We start from the raw sequence: 21,508 nt of genomic DNA on the forward strand, positions 1-21,508 counted from the left end.
GTTCGCCGCATGAGGATATCGATTTGAAGCCGGCTCCCTTCGCCTGGCATGCGCCGGAGGATGTGGCGGAGGCGCTCGCGCTGAAGGCCAGCCATGGCGAGGCCGCGCGATTCCTGGCCGGCGGGCAATCCCTGGTGCCGGCGATGAATTTCCGGGTGGCCCAGCCGGCCGTGCTGGTGGACCTGAACCGTGTCTCGGCGTTGGATTCGCTGAATTTCGACGCGGCGGGCGGGCTGCGGATCGGCGCCATGTGCCGCTACCGGCGGATCGAGCGCGATGCCGAGGTGGCGCGCCACCTGCCGCTGCTGGTGGAGGCGCTGGCGGAGGTGGCGCATCCGCAGATCCGCACCCGCGGCACCCTGGCCGGCAACTTGTCCCATGCCGATCCGGCCAGCGAGATGCCGGCGGTGATGCTGGCGCTGGAGGCCCGCTTCCTGCTGCGCCGGCAGGGTGGCGAAAGGCTTGTGGCGGCGCGGGACTTCTTCCTCGGCCCGCTGGCCACGGCGCTGGCGGAGGATGAGATGCTGGCGGAGATCCACATTCCAGCCCTGCCCCCCGGCAGCGGCACGGCCTTCCTGGAGGTGGCTCGCAGGCGGGGTGACTACGCGATGATGGGTGTGGCGGCGGTGCTGCGCCGTGGGCCGGACGGGCGTTGCGTGGCGGCGCGGCTCGCGCTGTGCAGCGCGGGGCCGACTCCGATCCTGGCGGACCGCGCGGCGGCCAACCTGGTGGGCACGCGGCTCACCGGGGAGGACTTCGCGGCAGCCGCCGCGCTGGTGGTGACGGAGATCGACCCCATGGGCAGCGTGCAGGCCTCGCCCGCCTATCAGCGGCACCTGGCCGGCGTGCTGGTCCCCCGCGCCCTGGCTTTGGCAGCGGAGCGCGCGGCATGAAGGTCACCATCCGCGTTAATGGCGTGGAGCACACGCGCGAGGTGGAGCCGCGGCTGCTACTGAGCGACTTCCTGCGGCACGAGATCGGACTGACCGGCACCCATGTCGGCTGCGAGCACGGCGTCTGCGGCGCCTGCACCATCCTGTGGGACGGCGCGCCGGCCCGTTCCTGCCTGGCCTTCGCCGTGCAGGCCGAGGGCCATGAGATCCGCACCGTGGAAGGCCTGGCCCCCGCCCCGGGCAAGCTCAACCCGCTGCAACAGGCTTTCCAGGACGCGCATGGCCTGCAATGCGGCTACTGCACGCCGGGCATCCTGATGACCATGACCGCCTTCCTGGAGGACAATCCAAAACCTGACGAGGCGCAGGTGCGGGAGGCACTGTCGGGCAACCTCTGCCGCTGCACCGGCTACCAGCACATCGTCGATGCCGTCCTGCTGGCAAGCCAGGCATGAACAGCTTTGGTCGTCCGCTGACCCGCAACGAGGACCCGCGCCTGCTGCGGGGCGAGGCGCTGTTCGTCGATGATGTGGAGCTGCCCGGACTGCTGCACGTCACCTTCTTCCGCAGCCCGCATGCGCATGCGCATCTGCTGTCGCTGGATGTCTCCGCCGCCCGCGCCCGCGCCGGCGTGGTAGCCGTGGTGACGGCGGCCGATCTCGGCGACTACTGGCAGCCCGGTCCGCTGCTGGTGCCGCCACCGCCGGTGCCGGGGATGGTGTTCAACCAGCGCTGCCAGGTGCCGCTGGTGCGCGACACGGCGCGCCATGTGGGGGAGCCCGTGGCGATGGTGATCGCCGAAAGCCGCTACATCGCCGAGGACGCCGTCGGCGACATTTTTGCGGAATGGGAAACGCTGCCGGCAGTGGGCGACCTTGAAGCCGCGCTGGCGCCCGGCGCAGCGTTCGTGCACGCGGATCTTGGAACCAACGTCGCGGCGGAGGTACATCAGGCGCGCGGCGACTACGTGGCGGCGGCGCGCTCTGCGCATCTCGTCCTGAAGCGCCGCTTCACCTATGACCGCGGCGCCTCCATCCCGATGGAGACGCGCGGCGTGGTCGCGCAATGGGATCCGCGCGCGGATCGGCTGACCGTGTGGGACACGACCCAGGCGCCCGTCGTGATCCGCAACGGGCTGGCGGCCATGCTCGGCCTGAGCGAACGGCAGGTGCGCGTCGTGGCGCCGAATATCGGCGGCGGCTTCGGGCCGAAGATGATGATGTTCTACCCGGAGGAAGTGCTGGTGCCCTGGGCCGCCATGCGGCTCGGCCGGCCGGTGAAGTGGATCGAGGACCGCCTGGAGCATTTCTTCTCCACGACGCATGAGCGCAGCCAGATCCATGATGCGGAAATCGCGCTGGATGCTTCCGGGAAAATCCTCGGCATTAAGGACGAATTCCTGCACGATACGGGGGCCTATGATCCCTATGGGCTGACGGTGCCGCTGAACAGCCAGTGCACGCTGCTCGGCTGCTATGTGGTGCCGGCCTATGACAGCCGCTTCACCGCCGTCTTCACCAACCGCACGCTGGTCACGCCCTATCGCGGCGCCGGGCGGCAGCACGGCGTCTTCGTGATGGAGCGGCTGCTGGACCTGGCGGCGCGGGAGCTGGGGCTGGACCGCGCGGAAATCCGCCGGCGCAACTTCATCCCCGCCGATGCCTTCCCCTTCGACCAGGGCGTGATCTACCAGGATTTCTCGCAGCTCTCCTACGACAGCGGCGACTACGAGCCGATCCTCGACAAGGCGCTGGCCGCCATCGGCTACGACGACTTCGTGGCGCGCGTGCAGCCGGCCGCGCGTGCCGCCGGGCGCAGCCTCGGGCTCGGCCTGGTCTGCTATGTGGAGGGCACCGGCATCGGTCCCTATGAGGGGGCGAAGGTGCAGGTGCAGAGCTCGGGCAAGGTCAGCCTGGCCACCGGCATCGGCAGCCAGGGCCAGGGCCACGCCACCGCCTTCGCGCAGGTGGTGGCCGAGCAGCTCGGCGTCGATCTGCGTGACGTGGAGGTGACGACCGGCGACACCGACCAGTTCTATTGGGGCGTCGGCACCTTCGCGAGCCGCGGCGCCGTGGTCGCCGGCAGCGCGGCGCATGAGGCGGCGAAGGTGGTGCGCCAGAAGGTGCTGCGCACGGCGGCGGCGCATTTCGAATGCGCGGAGGAGGACCTGGTTCTCGCCGATGGCAAGGTGCATGTGGCCGGCGTGCCCGATCATGCCATCACGCTTGGGAAACTCGCCGGCCTCGCCAATCCCATGCGCGGCGCCGTCACGCCGGGCACCGAGCCGGGGCTGGAAGCCACCAGCTATTTCGGCCCGGCCAGCGGCGCCACGGCGAGCGGCGTGCATGCGATGATCGTGGAATTCGACGCCGGCACGCTGCGCCCGACCATCCTGGACTATGTCGTGGTGCATGATTGCGGCACCGTGATCAACCCGCTGATCCTCGCCGGCCAGATCCATGGCGGCGTGGCGCAGGGCATCGGCAATGCCTTCTTCGAACAGCTCGCCTGGGATGAGAACGGCCAGCTTCTGAATGCCAGCCTGGCCGACTACCTGATCCCCACCGCGCTCGACGTGCCGCGCATGCGGCTGGAGCACACCGTCACCCCCTCCCCGCTCAATCCGCTCGGCGTCAAGGGCGCGGGCGAGGCGGGCGCCATTCCGGTCGGCGCGCTGTTTGCGCAGGCGATCGAGGATGCGCTGGACCTGCCGGCGCGGGGCATCGAGATCCTCGAAATGCCGCTGAGCCCCTGCCGGCTCTGGGAGATCACGCAGCGTGGCTGAACCCGTCATTGCCGCCCGCGACCTGTCGCTGGTCTTCGCCACGCGCGACGGGCCGGTGCAGGCGCTGTCCAACTTCAACCTGGATATCGCACCGGGCGAGTTCATCTCGCTGATCGGCCCCTCCGGCTGCGGCAAGACCACACTCCTCCGGGTTATCGCGGATCTGGAAAGCGCCACCGGCGGCAGCATTACCGTGAATGGCCGTACGCCCGAACAGGCGCGGCTGGCGCGGGACTATGGCTATGTCTTCCAGGCGCCGGCGCTCTATCCCTGGCGCACCATCCTGGGCAACGTCATGCTGCCGCTGGAGATCATGGGCATCCCACGGGCGGAGCGCGCGGTGCGGGCCAAGGCGCAGCTCGCGCTGGTCAATCTCTCCGGCTTCGAGCGCAAGTTTCCCTGGCAGCTCTCGGGCGGCATGCAGCAGCGCGCCTCCATCGCCCGCGCGCTGGCCTTCGAGCCGAAACTGCTGCTGATGGACGAGCCCTTCGGCGCGCTGGACGAGATCGTCCGCGACCATCTGAACGAGCAGCTTTTGAAGCTCTGGGCAGCAACGCGAAAAACGGTGGTCTTCGTCACACATTCGATTCCGGAGGCGGTCTTCCTTTCCACCCGCATCGTGGTGATGTCGCCGCGGCCTGGGCGGATCACCGATATCGTGGACTGCAATCTCGGCCCGGACCGCCCGCTGGAAATTCGGGAAACGCCGGAGTTCCTGCGCATCGCCCAGCGGGTGCGCGAAGGCCTGCGGGCAGGTCATTCCTACGATGTCTAGAAGCATCATCCCCGTGCTGACCATCTGCGCCGGCCTCGTGCTGCTGTGGTATGGCGGCGCCATCTGGATGAACTGGCAGGTGGTGGCGGATACCCAGGCGCGCGCCGGCGCCACGCCGGGCCTGATGGACATGGTGCGGCTGACGCTGAACCACGCCCGCCCGCTGCTGCCCGCGCCGCACCAGATCCTGGACGAGCTCTGGCGCAGCACCGCCACCCTGCCCGTCACCTCTCGCCGCAGCCTGGTGCATCATGCCTGGGTGACGCTCTCCGCCGCGCTGGTGGGCTTCGGCATGGGCACGGCCATCGGCGTGCTGCTGGCCGTCGCGGTGGTGCATGTCCGCGCGCTGGAACGCAGCCTGATGCCCTGGATCGTCGCCTCCCAGGCCGTGCCGGTGCTGGCGCTGGCGCCGATCGTCATCGTGGCGCTCGGCGCCATGGGGCTGGAGGGGCTGCTGCCCAAGGCCATCATCGCCGCCTATCTGTGTTTCTTCCCGATCGCCATCGGCATGGTGAAGGGGCTGCGCGCGCCGGATGCCATGGCGCGGGACCTGATGCGCACCTGGTCCGCGACCCAGGCCCAGGTGTTCTGGAAGCTGCGCCTGCCGGCCTCCCTGCCCTATCTGTTCGCCGGGCTGAAGGTGGCGATGGCCGCGGCGGTAGTCGGCGCCATCGTGGCCGAATTGCCGGCCGGCGCGCAGGCGGGGCTGGGGGCGCGGCTGCTCGCGGGATCCTATTTCGGCCAGACCATCCAGATCTGGGCGGCGCTGGTGGCGGCGGCCATCCTCTCCGCCACGCTGGTCGGCCTGCTGGGGGCCGCGGAGCGCCTGGTGGCACGGCGCATGGGGGCACGGGCGTGACGGCGCTGCTGGCACTGGCCGTCGCCGCAGCCTTCGCGGCGCTGATCGCGGCGGTGCATGGCGGCGCGGCGGGCGCGGCGGTCTGGGCCGGCGTGGTCCTCGCCACGGGCCTTGCCGCTTGGCTGGTGCAGCGCCTGGGCGATGCGCCGGAGCGGGGCCTGGCCGCGCTCGGCGCGCCACTGGCCTTCGGCGCCACGGTGCTGGCCTTGTGGGAAGTGCTGGTGGTGGGCCTGGCGGTGCCCATGGTGCTGCTACCGGCACCCTCCGCCATCGCCGCGCGGTTCTGGCTGGCCGCGCCGATGCTCTGGGGCGATTTCACGCAGACCTTCCTGAAGGCCGTGCTCTCCGGCTATGCCATCGGCTGCGGGGCGGGCTTCGGGCTGGCGCTGGTGGCGGACCGCGTGCCCTTTCTGCGGCGCGGATTGCTGCCGCTCGGCCATCTGGTGGCGGCGCTGCCGGTGGTGGGCATCGCGCCGATCCTTGCGATGTGGTTCGGCTTCGATTGGCAGTCCAAGGCCGCGGTCGTCGTCGCCATGACCTTCTTCCCGATGCTGGTGAATACCGTGGCGGGCCTGGCCGCCGCCGGCGCGCTGGAGCGCGACCTGATGCGCAGCTACGCCGCCAGCCCTGGCCAGACGCTGTGGCTGCTGAAGCTGCCCGCCGCCCTGCCCTTCATCTTCACCGCGCTGAAGGTCAATGCGCCGCTGGCGCTGATCGGCGCCATCGTCGCCGAGTTCTTCGGCAGCCCGACGCAGGGCATGGGTTTCCGCATCACGACCGAGGCGGCAAAGCTCGCCCTCGACCTGGTCTGGGCGGAAATCGTTGTAGCGGCGGTTGCCGGTTCGGCATTCTACGGGCTGGTCGCGCTGGCCGAGCGCGCAGCCACCTTCTGGCACCCCTCGGCCCGCCCATGAAAAGCAGGAGAGACACGATGCGACGAAGCATTCTGGCCGGGCTGGTGGGCCTCGGCCTGCTGGCGGGTGCCGCGGCGGCTGAAGCCCAGGCCCAAGGGGTGGAGCGCGTCACGCTGCAATTGAAGTGGGTCACCCAGGCGCAGTTCGCCGGCTACTACGTGGCGCAGGCGCGCGGCATGTACCGGGCCGCCAATCTCGACGTCCGCATCAATGCCGGCGGGCCGGATATCGCCCCGCCGCAGGTGATGGCCGGTGGCCGCGCCGATGTGGTGGTGGAGTGGATGCCCGCCGCGCTCGCCAGCCGCGAACGCGGCGTGCCGCTGGTGAATATCGCGCAGCCCTTCAAGCAATCCGGACTGATGCTGACCTGCCGCGCCGAGACCGGCATCCGCACCCCGGCCGATCTGCGCGGCCGGACGCTGGGCGTCTGGTTCTCCGGCAATGAATACCCGTTCCTCGCCTGGATGGCGCGGCTGAACCTGCCGACCAATGGCACGCCGCAGGGCGTGCGCGTGCTGCGCCAGGGCTTCAACGTGGACCCGCTGCTGCAGCGCCAGGCCGATTGCGTCTCCACCATGACCTACAATGAATACTGGCAGGTCATCGATGGCGGCTTCCGGCCGGACCAGCTCACCGTCTTCCGTTATGCCGACCAGGGCGTGGCGACGCTGGAGGATGGGCTGTACGTGCTGGAGAACCGGCTGAGCGACGCCGCCTTCGTCGCCCGCATGGGCCGCTTCGTGCGCGCCTCCATGCAGGGTTGGGACTGGGCGCGGCAGAACCCGGATGCGGCGGCGGCCATCGTGCTGGACAACGACGCCTCCGGCGCGCAGACGGAGGCGCATCAGCGCCGCATGATGGCTGAGATCGCCAAGCTGCTGGACACCACCGGCGGCGGCCGCCTGGACCCGGCGGATTACGAGCGCACGGTGCAGACGCTGCTGTCCTCGGGCGGCGAATCCCCCGTGATCACCCGTGCGCCGACCGGCGCCTGGACGCATGCGGTGGTGGACGCGGCGCGCTGAAGCGGTTCAGACAGCGCGGGCGAAGACGCAGACCAGGCCGCCACCCGGCGGCCCCTGATGCTCCGCCCCGCCACTGACAAAGACCTGCCCTTGGCCGGCGACACTGGCCACGATGGCGCCCAGGGCACCGCGCAAATGGCGCTGCGCATCCAGGTCCGTATCGCCCAGCATGGTATGGCGCGCACCGCGGATGGCGCCGGATTTCTCGGGCTCGCCCTTTGCCAGCACGCCGAGCACGCGCGCCCTTTGCGCGACAGGCACGGCGGGCGCGGCCGGAAGCCCTGCGGCATGAAAAGCAGCGACGACGCCATCCAGGTCCAGCAGATCCGCCATCGGCGCCACGCCCGCCGTCAGGCCCGGCGCCCAGCCATCGGCATGGCCGAAAACCAGCACCTCATTCGCCGTCACCTCGATGCCGGAGGAGATGCTGGCGCGGTTCGAATACTTGAGCAGATCGCGCAGCAGATCGTCCTCCGTCCCGTCCGGGATGTCGCCGAGCGCACGGCCGACGCCGAAGGCCGCGGCGGCGCGGGACAGGGCCATCAGAAGCCGTGGATCGCCGCTGCGGGCCTCCGGCCCAGGCGCCTGGGCACAGGGCGCCTTGACCTGCACCAGCACCACATCCTCCGCGCGCGTAATGCCGGCATCCGCCATGGCATCGCGTACTGCCCGCGCGACCAATTCGATCTGCGCCTCGCGCCCGATATCGGCAGCGGGCGTGGGCGCGCTGAAGGCGGTGCCCAGCGCCAGACCGCGCGGGCCGGCAGCGGCGCGATCCACGGCGAAGACCAGGTAGTGCGGCGATAGCGCGCCCTCCGTCCCGCCAGACAGCACGCAGGGAATTCGCCCGGCGAGCGCCGCCAAGTCTTCGCCCGTCGCGCGTGACAGCAGCAGCATCAGCGACTGCGTGAAATAGCCACGGGTGAAGTCGTTCAGCCCGCCATTGCCCTCGGTCTTGCCGATCACCGCGCGGATCTCCGCGGCGCGGACCTCGCCGCGATCGATCAGCGCCGCCAGGGCCGAGAGGTCGCCCGGATGGGCCATGGGCAGGCGGTGGATGGCAAGGTTCGGCATGCCGCGAGCATACTGCCTCTGGCGCGCCGATTGCACCGGCTTGCGCGGATTCTGGGGCGGCACTTCATGCGGATCGGCATCATCGGCACCGGCGTTGCGGGCAGCCTGCTGGCGGAAGGCCTGCAGGGCTTCGACGTCACAGCCTTCGAACGTGTGGCACCCGGCGATCAAGCGGAATCCGGCACCGGCCTCAATATCGGTCCTAATGCGCTCAAGGCGCTACGCCTGCACATGCCGGCGCGCCATGCGGCCCTGCGCGCGGCCTCGCTGCCCTGGCAGCGCTGGTTCGTGGACCTGGCCGATGGCACGCGGCTGTTCGACCTGGACATGCTGGCGGTGGCGGAGGAGCCGGGCGTCCGTATTCGCTGGTCTGAACTCTACCGCCTGCTGCGTGAGCCCCTGGCCGGATTCACGCGCCATGGCCATGCGCTGGAGGCGCTCGAGGAAGATGCGGCAGGCCGCCTTGTCCCAGTATTCCGCACCGCGGATGGCCTGCGGCGCGATGGCGGCTTCGACCTGCTGGTCGGCGCCGATGGCCGCTACAGCCGGCTCAGAGCGCTGGCGGCGGGGGAACCACCCGCAACGCTGCTCGGGGTCTGCATCTGGCGGCTGCTGGTGACCGATGCGGCGGACTGCCCCTATGATGATTACGGCCAGTGGTTCAATGGCAATGCGCGGCTGCTGTCCTTCCGTGTGCCGGGCGGCGCCGTCTACATTGCGGGCACCTTCCCCCTGCCTGCGGATGAGCGAATTCCAGAGGCGATGAAGACAGGTGTGGCGCAGCGTGCCCTGTTCACGCCGAAGACGGGCGCGCCCTGTGCTGCCGTCGCCTGGATGCTGGCGAAGATCGACCAGCATGTGGCGCAGATTCATTGGGCCCGGTCCGCGGTCGTACCAGTCCTGCGACACGCGCTGGATGGGCGCGCCCTGTTCCTCGGTGATGCGGCGCAGGCGATGGTGCCCACACTTGGCCAGGGGGCGACGCAGGCGGTGGAATGTGGCGTGGTGGCCGCACGCGTTCTGCGGGCCGGCGGCGACGCGGCGGCGGTCGCGGCTGCGCGGGATTCGCGTGTGGCCTTTGTTCGCGACTTCTCCATGGCGGCGTCCGACACGCTGCTGCCGCCAGCAGACGTGGTGGCGGGCACGCGCCGCAAGATGCAGCCGGAATTCCTCAACCGGCTGCGGCAGCTCTACACAGAGGTGGATTAGTGCCCGGACCCGTGCACGAAGCGATTCTCCAGCAGCAGGAAGGCGAGGTTCAGCAGGTGGCCGAGAGCACCCGCCACGAAGATCAGCGCAAGGGAAAACGCAGCCGTGCCTGCCCACCAGGATCTGCGGCAGCGCCTCCCGGATCAACACGTCCACCAGGATCGGGGCCCGGGGAATGTCCATGATGCGGGCAGCCAGTACGCCGGTTCGGCGCACATTGATCATGCCATAGCGGCGTTGAACAGGTTGACCAGCCTGGCGCCGAAGGCGGTCACCGCGATCTTCGTGCCCTCTCCGGATAGGTACTGGGCACAAGGCGCCGCTTCCGGAGACGGCGCATAGACGGCGCCACATGATTGACAGGGTCTCGCGCTGACGCGCCCCATCAGATCGGATCATGGCACGGACAAGGAACGACATCAGCATGACCGACATCCCGGCCCTGCTCGAGCGCATCGCAAAGCATGATGGGGCGATCGGCGCCTTCTGGCAGGTGGATGCGACAGGCGCCCTTGCCACGCCGCCGCGTGGCGAGGGCCCGCTGCGCGGGGTTGCCATCGGCATCAAGGACAATGTCGACGTCGCCGGGTTGCGGGCCACAGGCGGCATCGCGGCCTTCCGTGACGTGGTGGCGACGCGGGACGCGCCCTGCGTACGGGGGCTCCGCGAGGCAGGGCTGGTGATCCTCGGCAAGCTGGCGATGCATGAGGGCGCGCTGGGCGCGACGACGGATACGCCAGGCTTCGGCCGCTGCATGAACCCGCTGCGTGCGGGCTTCACGCCCGGAGGCTCCTCCGGCGGCTCCGGTGCCGCGGTTGCGGCCGGCTTCGTGCCGCTCGCCGTGGGAACGGACACGATGGGCTCCGTCCGCATACCCGCCGCCTATTGCGGCGTCACCGGTCTGAAGCCGACGCGCGGCCTGATCGGGCGCAGCGGCGTGGTGCCCCTGTCGCCGACGCTCGATCATGTCGGCGTGCTGGCGAGCACGCCGCGGCTGGCCGGGCTCGCGCTTCAGGCGATGGCGGCGGATGACCCGGCAGACCCCGCCTGGCGCCCTGCGCCAACCGGCTGGCAAGCGGTTCCGGATGGGCCGCCGCGGCTGGCAGATCTGCGGATCGGCCTGCCGGAGCCCGTCCTGGCCGCGACGATGGAGCCGGTCCTGCGCGCCGCTTGGTTGGCGGCGGCCGCACGGTTACGCGCAGCGGGCGCGACAGTGGAGCCGGTGGCGATGCCGGAATGGGACCCCGGCGCCGCCCGCCGCGCCGGGCTGCTGCTGCTGGAGGCGGAAGCCGCCGTGCTGCATGCGGCGCTGATCGACGACCCGGCGGCGGCCAGCCCCGATTTCCGTTCCGCGCTGGCCTATGGCCGCGATGCAGGCACGGCGCGGCTGGTGCGCGCCCTGTTCCGCCTGGAGGAGGTCAAGGCGGCAACGGTGCGGGCGCTCGACCGGTTCGACCTTCTTCTGATGCCCACCGCGCCGCAGCGCGCCTTTGCCCATGGCAAACCTGCGCCGGTGGATCAGGCGGATTTCACAGCCCTCGCCAATTTCGCCGGCCTTCCGAGCATCGCTCTGCCATGGCCCGCGGAGGATGGCGGCCTGCCCGCCTCGGTGCAACTCGTCGGCCACCCCTATGCCGAGGCGCTGCTGGTGGGCGTGGCGGAGGCGCTGGACGGAGCGTGAGGCGCGGGCCCGGCCCGCGGCGCAAGCCTGCCCGCACGGCGAGCCCCAAGTCTCTACAATCATAGCCCTGGAAGCTAGGGTCGGGCTGAAATGCAGCAGCCGGAGTCGTCCCGCATGGATCGCTTCTTCGAACTCACCGCGCGGGGCACGACAACCCGCACCGAGATCCTCGCGGGCCTCGCGACCTACCTAACCATGGTCTACATCGTGGTGGTCAACCCCTCGATCATGGCTGCAGCGGGCATCGACCCGGGGGCGGCCTTCGTCGCAACCTGCCTGGCGGCCGCCATCGGCAGCCTGCTGATGGGGCTGCTGGCGAATTTCCCCATCGCGCTGGCGCCGGGGATGGGGCTCAACGCCTATTTCGCCTTTGCTGTCGTCGGTGGCATGGGCATTCCCTGGCAGGTAGCGCTCGGCGCCGTCTTCGTCTCCGGCCTGCTGTTCTTCCTGGTCTCCGTCCTGCGGATCCGGGAATGGCTGGTAAACGGCATCCCGATGTCGCTGAAGCTGGGCATTGCCGCGGGCATCGGCTTCTTCCTGGGCCTGATCGGACTGCGCGGCATGGGCGTGGTGGTCGACAATCCGGCAACACTGGTGGGCCTCGGCCCGCTTTCCACGCCGGCCACGCTGATCGCCTGCGGCGGCTTCGTGCTGATCGCGGGGCTGGTGGCGCGCGGTGTAACCGGGGCGATCGTGATTGGCATCCTCATCACCGCCGCGGCCGGGCTGCCTTTCGGACTGACGGAATTCCACGGCATCGCCTCCCTGCCCCCCTCCCTGGCACCGACCTTCCTGCAGATGGACATCGCCGGGGCGCTCGGCATCGGTCTGGTCGGGATCGTCTTCACCTTCTTCCTGGTGGATCTGCTGGATAATACCGGCACGCTGATCGCCACCACGCACCGGGCAGGCCTCATGAACCGCGACGGGTCCGTGCCGCGGCTCGGTCGCGCACTGATGGCGGATTCGGGGGGCGCGATGATGGGCGCGGCGCTCGGCACATCCACCACCGTCTCCTATATCGAGAGTGCCGCCGGCATCCAGGCCGGCGGGCGCACCGGCCTGACGGCGGTGACGGTGGCAGGACTGTTCCTGCTGACCCTGTTCCTGGCCCCGCTGGCCGGCTCCATCCCCGGCTTCGCCACGGCGCCGGCGCTGGTCTTCGTCGCCTGCCTCATGGCCAAGGGGCTGCAGGACCTGGCATGGGACGACACCACTGAATACCTGCCGGCGATCCTGACGGCGCTGGCGATGCCCTTCACCTTCTCCATCGCCACCGGGATCGGCCTCGGCTTCCTCAGCTATGCGCTGGTGAAAACCCTGGCCGGCCGGGCGGGGGAGGTGCATGGCGCGGTCTGGCTGCTGGCTGCGCTGTCGGCGGTGAAGTTCGCCCTCGGCTGAGGCGGCGGGTCAGGCGGCGGGGGGTTCCCGCCCGTCCGGCGCCACGCCGGCCCGCTCCAGTTCCGCCTGCAGGTGTCCTGTCAGCATCAGCCACGCCATGCGAAAGTCGCTGGCGAGCGACCACAGGGGGTGGCCGAAGGTGGCCGGCCGGTTGCCCTCGATGAAGAGATGGGAGGTCCATGCGGCGCCATAGCCGACCAGGACCGCCACCAGCACCAGCCACAGCGGCCCGGCCAGCAGCCCCCAGGCCAGCAGCACCAGGGCCGCCAGGGTCCCGCCGACATGGATCGTCCGGGTGCGCGGTGCGGCGTGCTGGCGCAGATAGTGAAGCCAGAAGGCCTCATAGCTTTGCAGGCGCGGCGGGTTCATGGCCTGGCCATAACAGAGCGCAGCGCTCGTACCGCTTCACGTCTCGGTTTAGGCTTCCCCTGCCGTCGCAGCTTAGCCACCCTGTGCACGATGCAACTGCCGACAGCCCTGACCCCGCTCCGCCATCCCGCCTTCCGGCTGCTCTGGTTCGCGAACCTGTGCAGCAACACCGGCATGTGGATGCAGAACACCGGGGCCGGCTGGCTGATGACCTCGCTCGCTCCCTCGCCCCTCATGGTCAGCCTGGTGCAGGTGGCGAGCCTGCTGCCGGTGTTCCTGCTGGCGCTGCCAGCCGGGGCGCTGGCGGATATCGTGGACCGACGGCGCTACCTGATCCTGGCCCAGGCGTGGATCGCCTGCGCCGGCGCGCTGCTGGCCGTGCTCGCCTGGACCGGCAATCTCGGCGCCTGGGGGTTGGTCGGGCTGACCTTCTGCATCGGCATCGGCACCGCCATGAATTCCCCGGCCTGGGCGGCGACAACGCCGGAGACGGTGCCACGCCAGGATCTGACCGGTGCCATCGTGCTGAACGGCATCGGCTTCAACCTGTCCCGCACGGTCGGGCCGGCGATCGGTGGCTTCACCGTTGCGGCGGCCGGGGCGGAGGCGACCTTCGCGCTGAACGCCCTGTCCTTCCTGGCCGTCATCGTCGCCCTGCTGGTCTGGAAGCGGGAGGCGCCGCGCGCCACCCTGCCGAAGGAGCATTTCCTGTCCGCGATCCGCGCCGGGCTCGGCTACACCCGGGCGAGCCCGGTGCTTCGCGGGGTGATGCTGCGCGGCTTCGTCTTCTTCCTGTTCGCGGCGGCACTTTGGGGCCTGCTGCCGCTGCTGGTGCGCCAGCAGCTAGGCCTGGGCCCCGAATGGTTCGGCATCATGCTGGCGGGGATGGGCGTCGGTGCGGTGGGCGCGGGCCTTCTGCTGCCGTCGCTCCGTGGGCGACTGGACCGCGGCGGGACGGTAACCGTGGCTGCGGTCATCACCGGCGCGGCGTTGATCCTGCTGGGCCAGGCACAGCACTGGGCTGTGGCATTGCTTGCCATGCTGCTCTACGGCGTCGGCTGGCTGGCCGGGGCTTCCACCCTGCAGGCAAGCGCCCAGCTCTCCGTTCCGAGCTGGGTGCGGGCGCGGGCGATCGGGATCTACCAGCTTGTGACCTTCGGCGGCCTGACCCTGGGCGCGGGCTTCGGCGGCTACGGCGGCGAAGCCTTCGGGATCGGGCCCGCGCTGGGCCTCTCCGGGCTGTTGTGTGCGGGCGGCGGCCTGCTGGTGCGGCGCTACGCCATCGAGCCGCCGGCTGCGGAGACCGCCGCCCTGGCAGCGGACGCGCCCGTTCCCGCCGTGCCGACGCCCGAACCTGCCGCCCCCTCCCTCGCCCAGTTGCTGAACGAGGAAAGCGGACGGGTGCTGGAGGTGGTGCGCTACCGCATCGCGGCCCGGGACCGGGCCGCCTTCCTGGCCGCGATGGCGGCCTGCCGCCAGGTGCGGCTGCGGAGCGGCGCACAGGGGTGGCGGCTGTATGAGGATGTCGCCCATCCGGACCGCTGGGTGGAATTGTGGCTGATGGACAGCTGGACCGAACATCTGCGGGAGGAAGGCCGGATGACCGAATGGGATCGCAGCGTGCTGGCCCGCGCCGCCGCCCTGCATGGCGGCCCGGCCGCACCCGAAGCGTCGCGCTACCTGAATGTCATGCCGGGATTGCTTTCCTGAGGGATGCAACGCGGCCGCATGTCGCTACGTTATGGCGCGACGCAACAGCAATGGAGACACCCCATGGCGAAGTCCGCTCCCAAGAACCGCAACGACCTGCAGGACAATGCGAAGGCCACCTCCATCGAGGTGCTGCAGGCCTGCCTGACTGACAGCATCGACCTCTACAACACGACGCGCCAGGCACATTGGAACGTCAAGGGCCCGAACTTCCACGGCCTGCACCTGATGTTCGAGACGTTCTACAACACGCTTGCAACCGATATCGATGAGCTGGCGGAGCGCCTGGTGCAGCTCGGCGGCACCGCGGTCGGCGCCAGCCAGGACGTCGCCGCCAAGACCCGACTGGCGGCCTATCCGGCCGAGATCAAGCTCGGCTCCGAACATGTCGCGGCGCTGACCGACCGTTATGCCGCCCTGGCGAAGTCAGTGCGCGAAGGCATCGACGACACCGACGAGGCGGGGGACGCCGATACGGCGGACATCCTGACCGGCGTTTCGAAGAATCTCGACAAGGCGCTGTGGATGCTCGAGGCCTCCGGCACCACCGACCGCTGAGGCGGAAATCGCCGCACGGCCAAGCGCCGCCGGCGCTTTGGTTGTGCGGCGCGCCTTCGGCCGCTATCTTCCGGCCGGATTTCGAGAACACAGCATGAACGACCTGTTCAAGGCCAGCCGCGCCCCTAAGCCGCCGGCGAAGGCGGCTGCGGCCGTGACACCCGCTGCGGCTCCCTCTGAGTATTCTGCGAAGGACATCGAGGTCCTTGAGGGGCTGGAGCCGGTGCGCCGGCGGCCGGGCATGTATATTGGCGGCACCGACGAAAACGCCCTGCACCACCTGGCATCCGAGATCCTGGACAACGCCATGGACGAGGCGGTGGCCGGGCACGCGGACCGCATCGACGTCACCCTCGAGGCCGGCAACTGGTTGACGGTGCGCGACAATGGCCGTGGCATTCCGGTTGACCCGCATCCGCGCTTCCCGAAGCTCTCGGCGCTGGAGGTGATCCTCACCACCCTGCACTCAGGCGGCAAGTTTTCCGGCAAGGCCTATGAGACCTCGGGCGGTCTGCATGGCGTCGGCTCCTCCGTGGTGAATGCGCTGGCGGAGCGGCTGGAGGTGGAGGTGGCGCGCGACCGTACCCTGTTCGCCCACGCCTTCGAGCGCGGCAAGCCGATGCAGAAGCTGAAGACCGTCGGGCCGGTGCACAATCGGCGCGGAACGCAGATTCGCTTCAAGCCGGACCAGGAGATCTTCGGCAATCAGGCCTTCAGCCCTGCCCGTCTGCACCGGCTATGCCGATCCAAGGCCTATCTGTTCCGCGGCGTGGAAATCCGATGGGCCTGCGACGCGGAACTGGTCGCGGGGACGGAGACGCCGGCCCAGGCGGTGCTGCACTTCCCGGGCGGTCTTTCCGACTTCCTTGCTGCCTCCACCGAAGGACGCAGCCCTGTCGTCTCGAGCCCCTGGGCCGGCGAGGCAACCTTTCCCGAGGGGGCGGGCCGTGTGGAATGGGCGGTGACCTGGCTGGAGCAGGGCGATGGCTTCCTATCCACCTACGCCAACACCATCCCGACCCCGCAGGGCGGCACGCATGAGGCCGGGCTTCGCGCCGCCCTGGTGAAGGGCCTGCGCGCCTATGGCGAGTTGAAGAAGGAGCGGCGGGCGGCGAATGTCACGGCGGAGGATCTGCTCGGCGGCTTGGCCGGCATGCTCTCCGTTTTCGTGCGCGACCCACAATTCCAAGGCCAGACCAAGGACCGCCTGACCAGCCAGGACGCGGCGCGGCTGGTTGAAGCGGCGCTACGCGACAATTTTGACCATTGGCTGGCAGGTGATCCCGGGCGCGCGGACAATCTGCTGGCCTGGTGCATCGAGCGCGCAGAGGATCGCATCCGTCGGCGCGAGCAGAAGGAGACGCCGCGGAAATCGGCCACCCGCAAGCTGCGCCTGCCGGGCAAACTCGCGGACTGTTCCCGTGAAGGCGTGGATGGAACCGAGCTGTTCCTCGTGGAAGGCGATTCGGCCGGCGGCTCCGCCAAGCAGGCGCGGGACCGGGAGACGCAGGCAGTGCTGCCGCTGCGCGGCAAGATCCTCAACGTCGCCAGCGCCAGCGCCGACAAGCTGCGGCAGAACCAGGAACTGCGCGACCTGATCGAGGCGCTGGGCTGCGGCGCCGGCGACCGGTTCGAGATCGGCCGGCTGCGCTATGGCCGCATTGTCATCATGACGGACGCCGATGTGGATGGCGCGCATATCGCCGCGCTGCTGATGACCTTCTTCTACAAGGAATTGCCGGAGCTGGTGCGCCAGGGCCGCCTGTTCCTGGCTCAGCCACCGCTGTTCAGGCTGCAGGCACAGGGCAAGACGGTCTATGCCCGCGATGACGCGGATCGCGAGCGACTGCTCAAGAAGGAATTCAAGGCCAACCAGAAGGTCGATGTCAGCCGGTTCAAGGGTCTCGGGGAGATGCCGCCGGCCTCCCTGAAGGAGACGACGATGGACCCGAAGCGCCGCACGCTTCTCCGCGTGGTGCTGCCAACGTCGCAGATTGCGGAGACGTCGAACCTGATCGAGGCGCTGATGGGTCGCCGCCCGGAGTTGCGCTTCCGCTTCATCCAGGACAATGCGGCAAAACTGGATGAGGAGGCGGTGGACGCCTGACGGGCCGCACCGCCTCCTCAACCAGCGCTTCTACCCACGCGCCGCTTGCGCGTTTTCACCCGCGCGCCGCTTGCGCGATGCCGACCACGAATGGCTGCGGGTCGACCGGTCGGACCTGCCGCGCCGGTGATGTGACCTGCACCTTCAGGAAGCGTCCCGCCGCCTCGCCGAGGCACAGCAAGGTCTGCAGCTGGGTGCGGCCATAGGTGCCGCTCAACTCGATGCACTGCAGCGGCGCCTGGCCAGGGATGGGGAGCACGGAGCGGACGCCCTCGGTGAACTCCTGGCTGGTGCGCCCTTCCGCCACCGCCATCGCATCCCGCACCGCCTGGAGGAACTCGCCCTGGATGGTGCTGGAGGTGATGTCGGACGGCACCAGGCGCTGGCCGCGATCATAAAGGCTGACGGTGGAAACCGCGCTGCGGGCCGGGCCAGCGTAATCCACGGCGACCCCGAAACCCGGCCGCTCGCGTTCATGCCAGTTGGTTTCGCCGCGGGTGAAGTCCGCGACGCTTTGCGGCAGGCGGCTTGCCGCCTGCTCAAGGCTCGGCCGGTCACCCGGCCGGCCTGTCGTCGAAAGCCCGGCGCCGCCCGGCGCCTCGGCGCAGCCCGCGATCAATCCGATCAGCAGGGCGCCGAGTACCGGAACCGCGCGCCGCCTCATTCGCGGCTCCGGCGCGCCACGTGCCGGGTGAGGTCCACCATGAGGGTGGCGACCACGGCAAGCACCGCGACATGCATGACGGTCGCCAGCACCCAAAGGCTGACCGGGAAGACGCCCGGAAGCGCCATCCAGCCCAGCGGCAGGAACAGGTAGCCGTAGGCCTGCGGCACATTCTCGGCCACCTGGTGGGTGCCCTCGAAGATCATGTTGATGGCGACGTAGAGAATGACGAGCAGGCCGACCCAGGCGATCCAGCGATGCTTGTCCAGCAGGCGAGCGATCAGCGTCGCGGCGACACCCATCAGCACGACCGAGAAGGCCAGGCCGATGATCATGATGTAGGGATGGTCCTTGGCCGCACCGGCAACCGCCAGCACGTTGTCCAGGCTCATCGACACGTCGGCCACCAGGATCTGAATGATCGCCTGCTTCAGCGTCTTGCGCGGCGGGCCCGAGCCCTCCTCGCCCTCAAGCGCCTCGACGCCCTCGGTCTCATGCGAGCCGCCATGGCGAAGCTCGCGGTACATCTTCCAGCAGACCCAGAGCAGCAGGACGCCGCCGGCCAGCACGATGCCGACGATCGAGAGCAGCTGCACGGTGATGGAAGCGAAGGCGATGCGCATGACCGTGGCGGCAATGATGCCCCAGAAGATCGCCTTGCGACGCTGGTCGGCCGGCAGACCCGCGGCCGCCATGCCAACGACGATGGCATTATCGCCCGCCAGGACGATGTCGATGAACAGAACCTGTCCGAGGGCGACGAGCTCCGGCCCGTATGAAGAAAAATCCATGTCTCGGTGCATCCATCCCGCTTGCGGCCGCGCTAATGCCATGCGGAGCGGGAGACTTGTCAACCGCCTGCTCGCCGCGCCATGACACATGCACCCAATCGCGCATGGAATTCGGTCAATGGTCCCCCGCTACAGCCGGCCCGAGATGGTCGCCATCTGGTCGCCGGAGACCCGCTTCCGGATCTGGTTCGAGATCGAAGCCCTGGCGGCGGAAGCCATGGCGGAGCTTGGCACCATCCCCGCCGGTGCCGCCGAGGCCATCCGGCGTGGCGGCGCGGCGAAGGTCGCCGATATTACCGCCGCCGACCTGGAACGCATTGACGCGATTGAGCGGGAAACGCGGCACGACGTCATCGCCTTCCTCACCTGGCTTGGCGAAGGCATTGGGCCAGAGGCGCGATTCGTCCACCAGGGCATGACCAGCAGCGACGTGCTCGATACCTGCCTGGCGGTGCAGATGACCCGGGCGGCGGACCTGCTGATCGCCGATGTCGATGCACTGCTGGAAGCGCTGCGTGCGCGGGCGGAGGAATTCCGCCACACCCCCACCATCGGCCGCTCGCACGGCATCCATGCCGAGCCCACCACCTTCGGCCTGAAGCTGCTCGGCCACCTGGCGGAGTTCCAGCGGCACCGCGCCCGGCTGGTCACAGCCCGCGCCGAGGTTGCCACCTGCGCCATCAGCGGGCCGGTGGGCACCTTCGCCAGCGTCGATCCGCGGGTCGAGGCGCATGTCGCGGCCCGGCTCGGCCTGGCGGTCGAGCCGGTTTCGACCCAGGTGATCCCGCGCGATCGCCACGCCGCTTTCTTTTGCACCCTCGCCGTGGTGGCGAGCGGCGTCGAAAGGCTGGCGACCGAGGTGCGCCACCTACAGCGGAGCGAGGTGCGCGAGGCGGAGGAATTCTTCCACGCCGGCCAGAAGGGCAGCAGTTCCATGCCCCACAAGCGTAACCCGGTGCTGAGCGAGAACCTCACCGGCCTAGCGCGTCTGGTGCGCGGCTACGCCATGCCGGCGCTGGAGAACGTGACCCTCTGGCATGAGCGCGACATCAGCCACAGCAGCGTGGAGCGGGTGATCGCCCCCGACGCGACCATCACCCTGGACTTCGCGCTGATGCGCCTGACCGGCATGATGGCCAAGCTGACAGTATACCCCGAACGCATGGCGGAGAACCTGGCGGGCCTCGGCGGCGTCGTGCATAGCCAGAAGGTGCTGCTCGCGCTGACCCAGGCCGGGCTGAGCCGCGAGGCGGCCTACGCCGCGGTCCAGCGCGCGGCCATGGCCACCTGGCGGGCGCTGGGCAAGCCGGACGCCAAGGACTTCCGGAGCAACCTGCTGGCAGATCCGGAGGTTTCCAGCTGCATGGATGCATCGGCGCTGGAGGCGGCGATGGACCCGCAGCGGGACTTCATCCATGTGGACAACACTTTCGCCCGCGTCCTTGGATAGGCGTAGTGGTCACGCGGGTGTCATCGCGCAAGCCAGAGACTGCCCAGGTACCGCCACAAGGGGAGCCTAGATAAGGCTCGACGAAAGGGAGGTTGCATGATGGGTTTCCGCGCCCTGCTTATTCCCATGGCTGTCGGTGCAGTCTTGCTTCTGGCAGGAGAACCGGCACCCGCTGCGGCGGAGGTAATGGCGCAGGCCAAGCTGGATGCGCCGCTCCTTCTTGTCGACGGGCGGCATCGCGGCCGGGGCTACGGTCACCGTCATTGGCGCGGCCCGCCGCCACGCCACTATGCGCCGCGCCCTCGACACTACAGGCCGCCCCCGGTCTACTATGCGCCGCCGCCCGTGTATTACGCGCCTCCGCCGCGCTACTACAGGCCGCCGCCTCGGTACTATAGCCCGCCGCCGGGGGTGGGGCTTTACTTCCGCTTTTGATGGAACGACCAGACCCTTGTGCGCTGCCCCGTGTGCACGGTGATCATCTTGCGGCGCCCAGGCCATACCTGGCCGCTGCTCATCGCCGCGAACCGCGACGAAAGATTGGATCGGCCCTGGCTGCCGCCGGCCGCGCACTGGGCTGACCAGCCCGGCATCGTCGGCGGGCTGGATACCATGGCGGGCGGTACCTGGCTGGCCCTGGGAAACAGCGTCGCCTGTGCCGTTCTCAACCGCCCCGGAAGCCTGGGCCCAGCCGCAGGCAAAGCCTCGCGCGGTTCGCTTCCGATCCGCGCGGCAGGGGCATCCAACGCCGCCGAGGCTGCGACGGCCATTGCCGCCCTGGATTCGGCGGCCTGGCGCCCCTTCAACCTGGTGATCTCGGATTCCAGATCGGCCTTCTTCCTGCGCGGCACGGGGATGGGGCACCCGGCAGTGGTCGAACTCGGCGCCGGCCTGACCATGGTGACGGCGCACGACCCCAATGATCCAACCAGTCCGCGCATTCGCCGGCACCTGCCACGCTTTGAAGCCAGCCCGCCACCCGATCCGGAACGGGGCGACTGGACGGCCTGGGAGTCGTTGCTGGCCGATTCAGACCATGGCGAGGCGGGTATCGCGGAGGCGCTGCGGATACCGCCCGTGCAGGGGTTCGGCACGGTTTGCGCCAGCCTCATCGCGTTCGGGGCCGCCGGCGCACGTCTTTGGCGCTTCTGCCCGGCCCCGCCCGGCAGCGCACCCTACGAGGACGTTGCACTTCCCCCGGCCTGATACCCTCATCTGATCCAGGCGCAACACGGACCCTCCG

General features: G+C 69.5%; 18 protein-coding genes and 1 pseudogene. 15 read left to right on the top strand and 4 right to left on the bottom strand.

Going from position 1 to position 21,508, the window contains the following annotated elements; translation table 11 throughout:
* Positions 1–23: 23 nt before the first annotated feature.
* The 7 genes from HB662_RS18035 to HB662_RS18065 are packed head-to-tail and all read left to right on the top strand — an operon-like array spanning position 24 to position 7,251.
* Positions 24–893 carry an FAD binding domain-containing protein gene (locus HB662_RS18035; RefSeq protein WP_168051221.1) on the top strand — a complete coding sequence of 290 codons (870 nt, stop codon included), beginning with the start codon at positions 24–26 and terminating at the stop codon, positions 891–893.
* On the top strand, positions 890–1,348 hold the full coding sequence (locus HB662_RS18040; RefSeq protein ID WP_168051223.1) for a (2Fe-2S)-binding protein: 459 nt from the start codon (positions 890–892) through the stop codon (positions 1,346–1,348). Before HB662_RS18035 ends, HB662_RS18040 begins: the two co-directional genes overlap by 4 nt.
* Entirely contained in the window at positions 1,345–3,678 is a 2,334-nt protein-coding gene (locus HB662_RS18045; protein ID WP_168051225.1) for a xanthine dehydrogenase family protein molybdopterin-binding subunit, read from the top strand. Before HB662_RS18040 ends, HB662_RS18045 begins: the two co-directional genes overlap by 4 nt.
* Positions 3,671–4,453 (top strand): ATP-binding cassette domain-containing protein, encoded by a 783-nt coding sequence (locus HB662_RS18050; protein ID WP_168051227.1) that lies wholly within the window; start codon positions 3,671–3,673, stop codon positions 4,451–4,453. The genes HB662_RS18045 and HB662_RS18050 overlap by 8 nt, the downstream gene beginning before the upstream one ends.
* On the top strand, positions 4,446–5,312 hold the full coding sequence (locus HB662_RS18055; protein WP_168051229.1) for an ABC transporter permease: 867 nt from the start codon (positions 4,446–4,448) through the stop codon (positions 5,310–5,312). Before HB662_RS18050 ends, HB662_RS18055 begins: the two co-directional genes overlap by 8 nt.
* Positions 5,309–6,226 carry an ABC transporter permease gene (locus HB662_RS18060; RefSeq protein ID WP_342449536.1) on the top strand — a complete coding sequence of 306 codons (918 nt, stop codon included), beginning with the start codon at positions 5,309–5,311 and terminating at the stop codon, positions 6,224–6,226. Before HB662_RS18055 ends, HB662_RS18060 begins: the two co-directional genes overlap by 4 nt.
* 17 nt (positions 6,227–6,243) lie before the next feature.
* Entirely contained in the window at positions 6,244–7,251 is a 1,008-nt protein-coding gene (locus tag HB662_RS18065) for an ABC transporter substrate-binding protein (protein ID WP_168051231.1), read from the top strand.
* A gap of 6 nt (positions 7,252–7,257) precedes the next feature.
* Here the strand turns inward: HB662_RS18065 and atzD are convergent, their stop codons facing one another.
* On the bottom strand, positions 7,258–8,325 hold the full coding sequence (atzD, locus tag HB662_RS18070) for a cyanuric acid amidohydrolase (protein WP_168051233.1): 1,068 nt from the start codon (positions 8,323–8,325) through the stop codon (positions 7,258–7,260).
* 66 nt (positions 8,326–8,391) lie between these two features.
* On the opposite strand from atzD, the gene HB662_RS18075 reads away from it, so the two are divergent.
* The 3 genes from HB662_RS18075 (at position 8,392) to HB662_RS18085 (ending at position 12,616) form a co-directional block, all read left to right on the top strand.
* Positions 8,392–9,534 (top strand): FAD-dependent oxidoreductase, encoded by a 1,143-nt coding sequence (locus HB662_RS18075; protein ID WP_168051235.1) that lies wholly within the window; start codon positions 8,392–8,394, stop codon positions 9,532–9,534.
* A 424-nt stretch (positions 9,535–9,958) separates the two neighbouring features.
* Entirely contained in the window at positions 9,959–11,215 is a 1,257-nt protein-coding gene (locus HB662_RS18080) for an amidase (RefSeq protein WP_168051237.1), read from the top strand.
* Positions 11,216–11,329: 114 nt separating this feature from the next.
* Complete coding sequence (locus HB662_RS18085; RefSeq protein WP_168051239.1) at positions 11,330–12,616, top strand: NCS2 family permease; 1,287 nt, start codon at positions 11,330–11,332, stop codon at positions 12,614–12,616.
* Between the two features lie 9 nt (positions 12,617–12,625).
* Here the strand turns inward: HB662_RS18085 and HB662_RS18090 are convergent, their stop codons facing one another.
* On the bottom strand, positions 12,626–12,985 hold the full coding sequence (locus HB662_RS18090; protein ID WP_168051241.1) for a DUF962 domain-containing protein: 360 nt from the start codon (positions 12,983–12,985) through the stop codon (positions 12,626–12,628).
* Positions 12,986–13,075: 90 nt separating this feature from the next.
* Between HB662_RS18090 and HB662_RS18095 the strand changes: the two genes are divergently transcribed.
* The 3 genes from HB662_RS18095 (at position 13,076) to parE (ending at position 17,360) form a co-directional block, all read left to right on the top strand.
* On the top strand, positions 13,076–14,695 hold the full coding sequence (locus tag HB662_RS18095) for an MFS transporter (protein WP_168051243.1): 1,620 nt from the start codon (positions 13,076–13,078) through the stop codon (positions 14,693–14,695).
* Positions 14,696–14,758: 63 nt separating this feature from the next.
* Positions 14,759–15,253, top strand: a complete 495-nt coding sequence (dps, locus tag HB662_RS18100; RefSeq protein ID WP_168051245.1) for a DNA starvation/stationary phase protection protein Dps — start codon at positions 14,759–14,761, stop codon at positions 15,251–15,253.
* Between the two features lie 94 nt (positions 15,254–15,347).
* The gene (parE, locus tag HB662_RS18105) at positions 15,348–17,360 is read left to right on the top strand and encodes a DNA topoisomerase IV subunit B (protein WP_168051247.1); all 2,013 of its coding nucleotides are present in this window, start codon (positions 15,348–15,350) and stop codon (positions 17,358–17,360) included.
* Positions 17,361–17,415: 55 nt separating this feature from the next.
* On the opposite strand, the gene HB662_RS18110 is transcribed toward parE, so the two are convergent.
* A complete protein-coding gene (locus HB662_RS18110) occupies positions 17,416–18,024 on the bottom strand; it encodes a hypothetical protein (protein WP_168051249.1) in 609 nt (202 codons plus the stop codon).
* 164 nt (positions 18,025–18,188) lie between these two features.
* Positions 18,189–18,815: pseudogene (locus HB662_RS18115) on the bottom strand (TerC family protein); the annotation flags it as partial.
* Between the two features lie 118 nt (positions 18,816–18,933).
* On the opposite strand from HB662_RS18115, the gene purB reads away from it, so the two are divergent.
* Positions 18,934–20,265 (top strand): adenylosuccinate lyase, encoded by a 1,332-nt coding sequence (purB, locus tag HB662_RS18120; RefSeq protein WP_168051251.1) that lies wholly within the window; start codon positions 18,934–18,936, stop codon positions 20,263–20,265.
* A gap of 465 nt (positions 20,266–20,730) precedes the next feature.
* Positions 20,731–21,471, top strand: coding sequence for an NRDE family protein (locus tag HB662_RS18125; protein ID WP_168051253.1), 741 nt, complete (start codon positions 20,731–20,733; stop codon positions 21,469–21,471).
* Positions 21,472–21,508 lie beyond the last annotated feature (37 nt).

Source organism: Falsiroseomonas frigidaquae, assembly GCF_012163145.1.
GTDB classification, from domain to species: domain Bacteria; phylum Pseudomonadota; class Alphaproteobacteria; order Acetobacterales; family Acetobacteraceae; genus Falsiroseomonas; species Falsiroseomonas frigidaquae.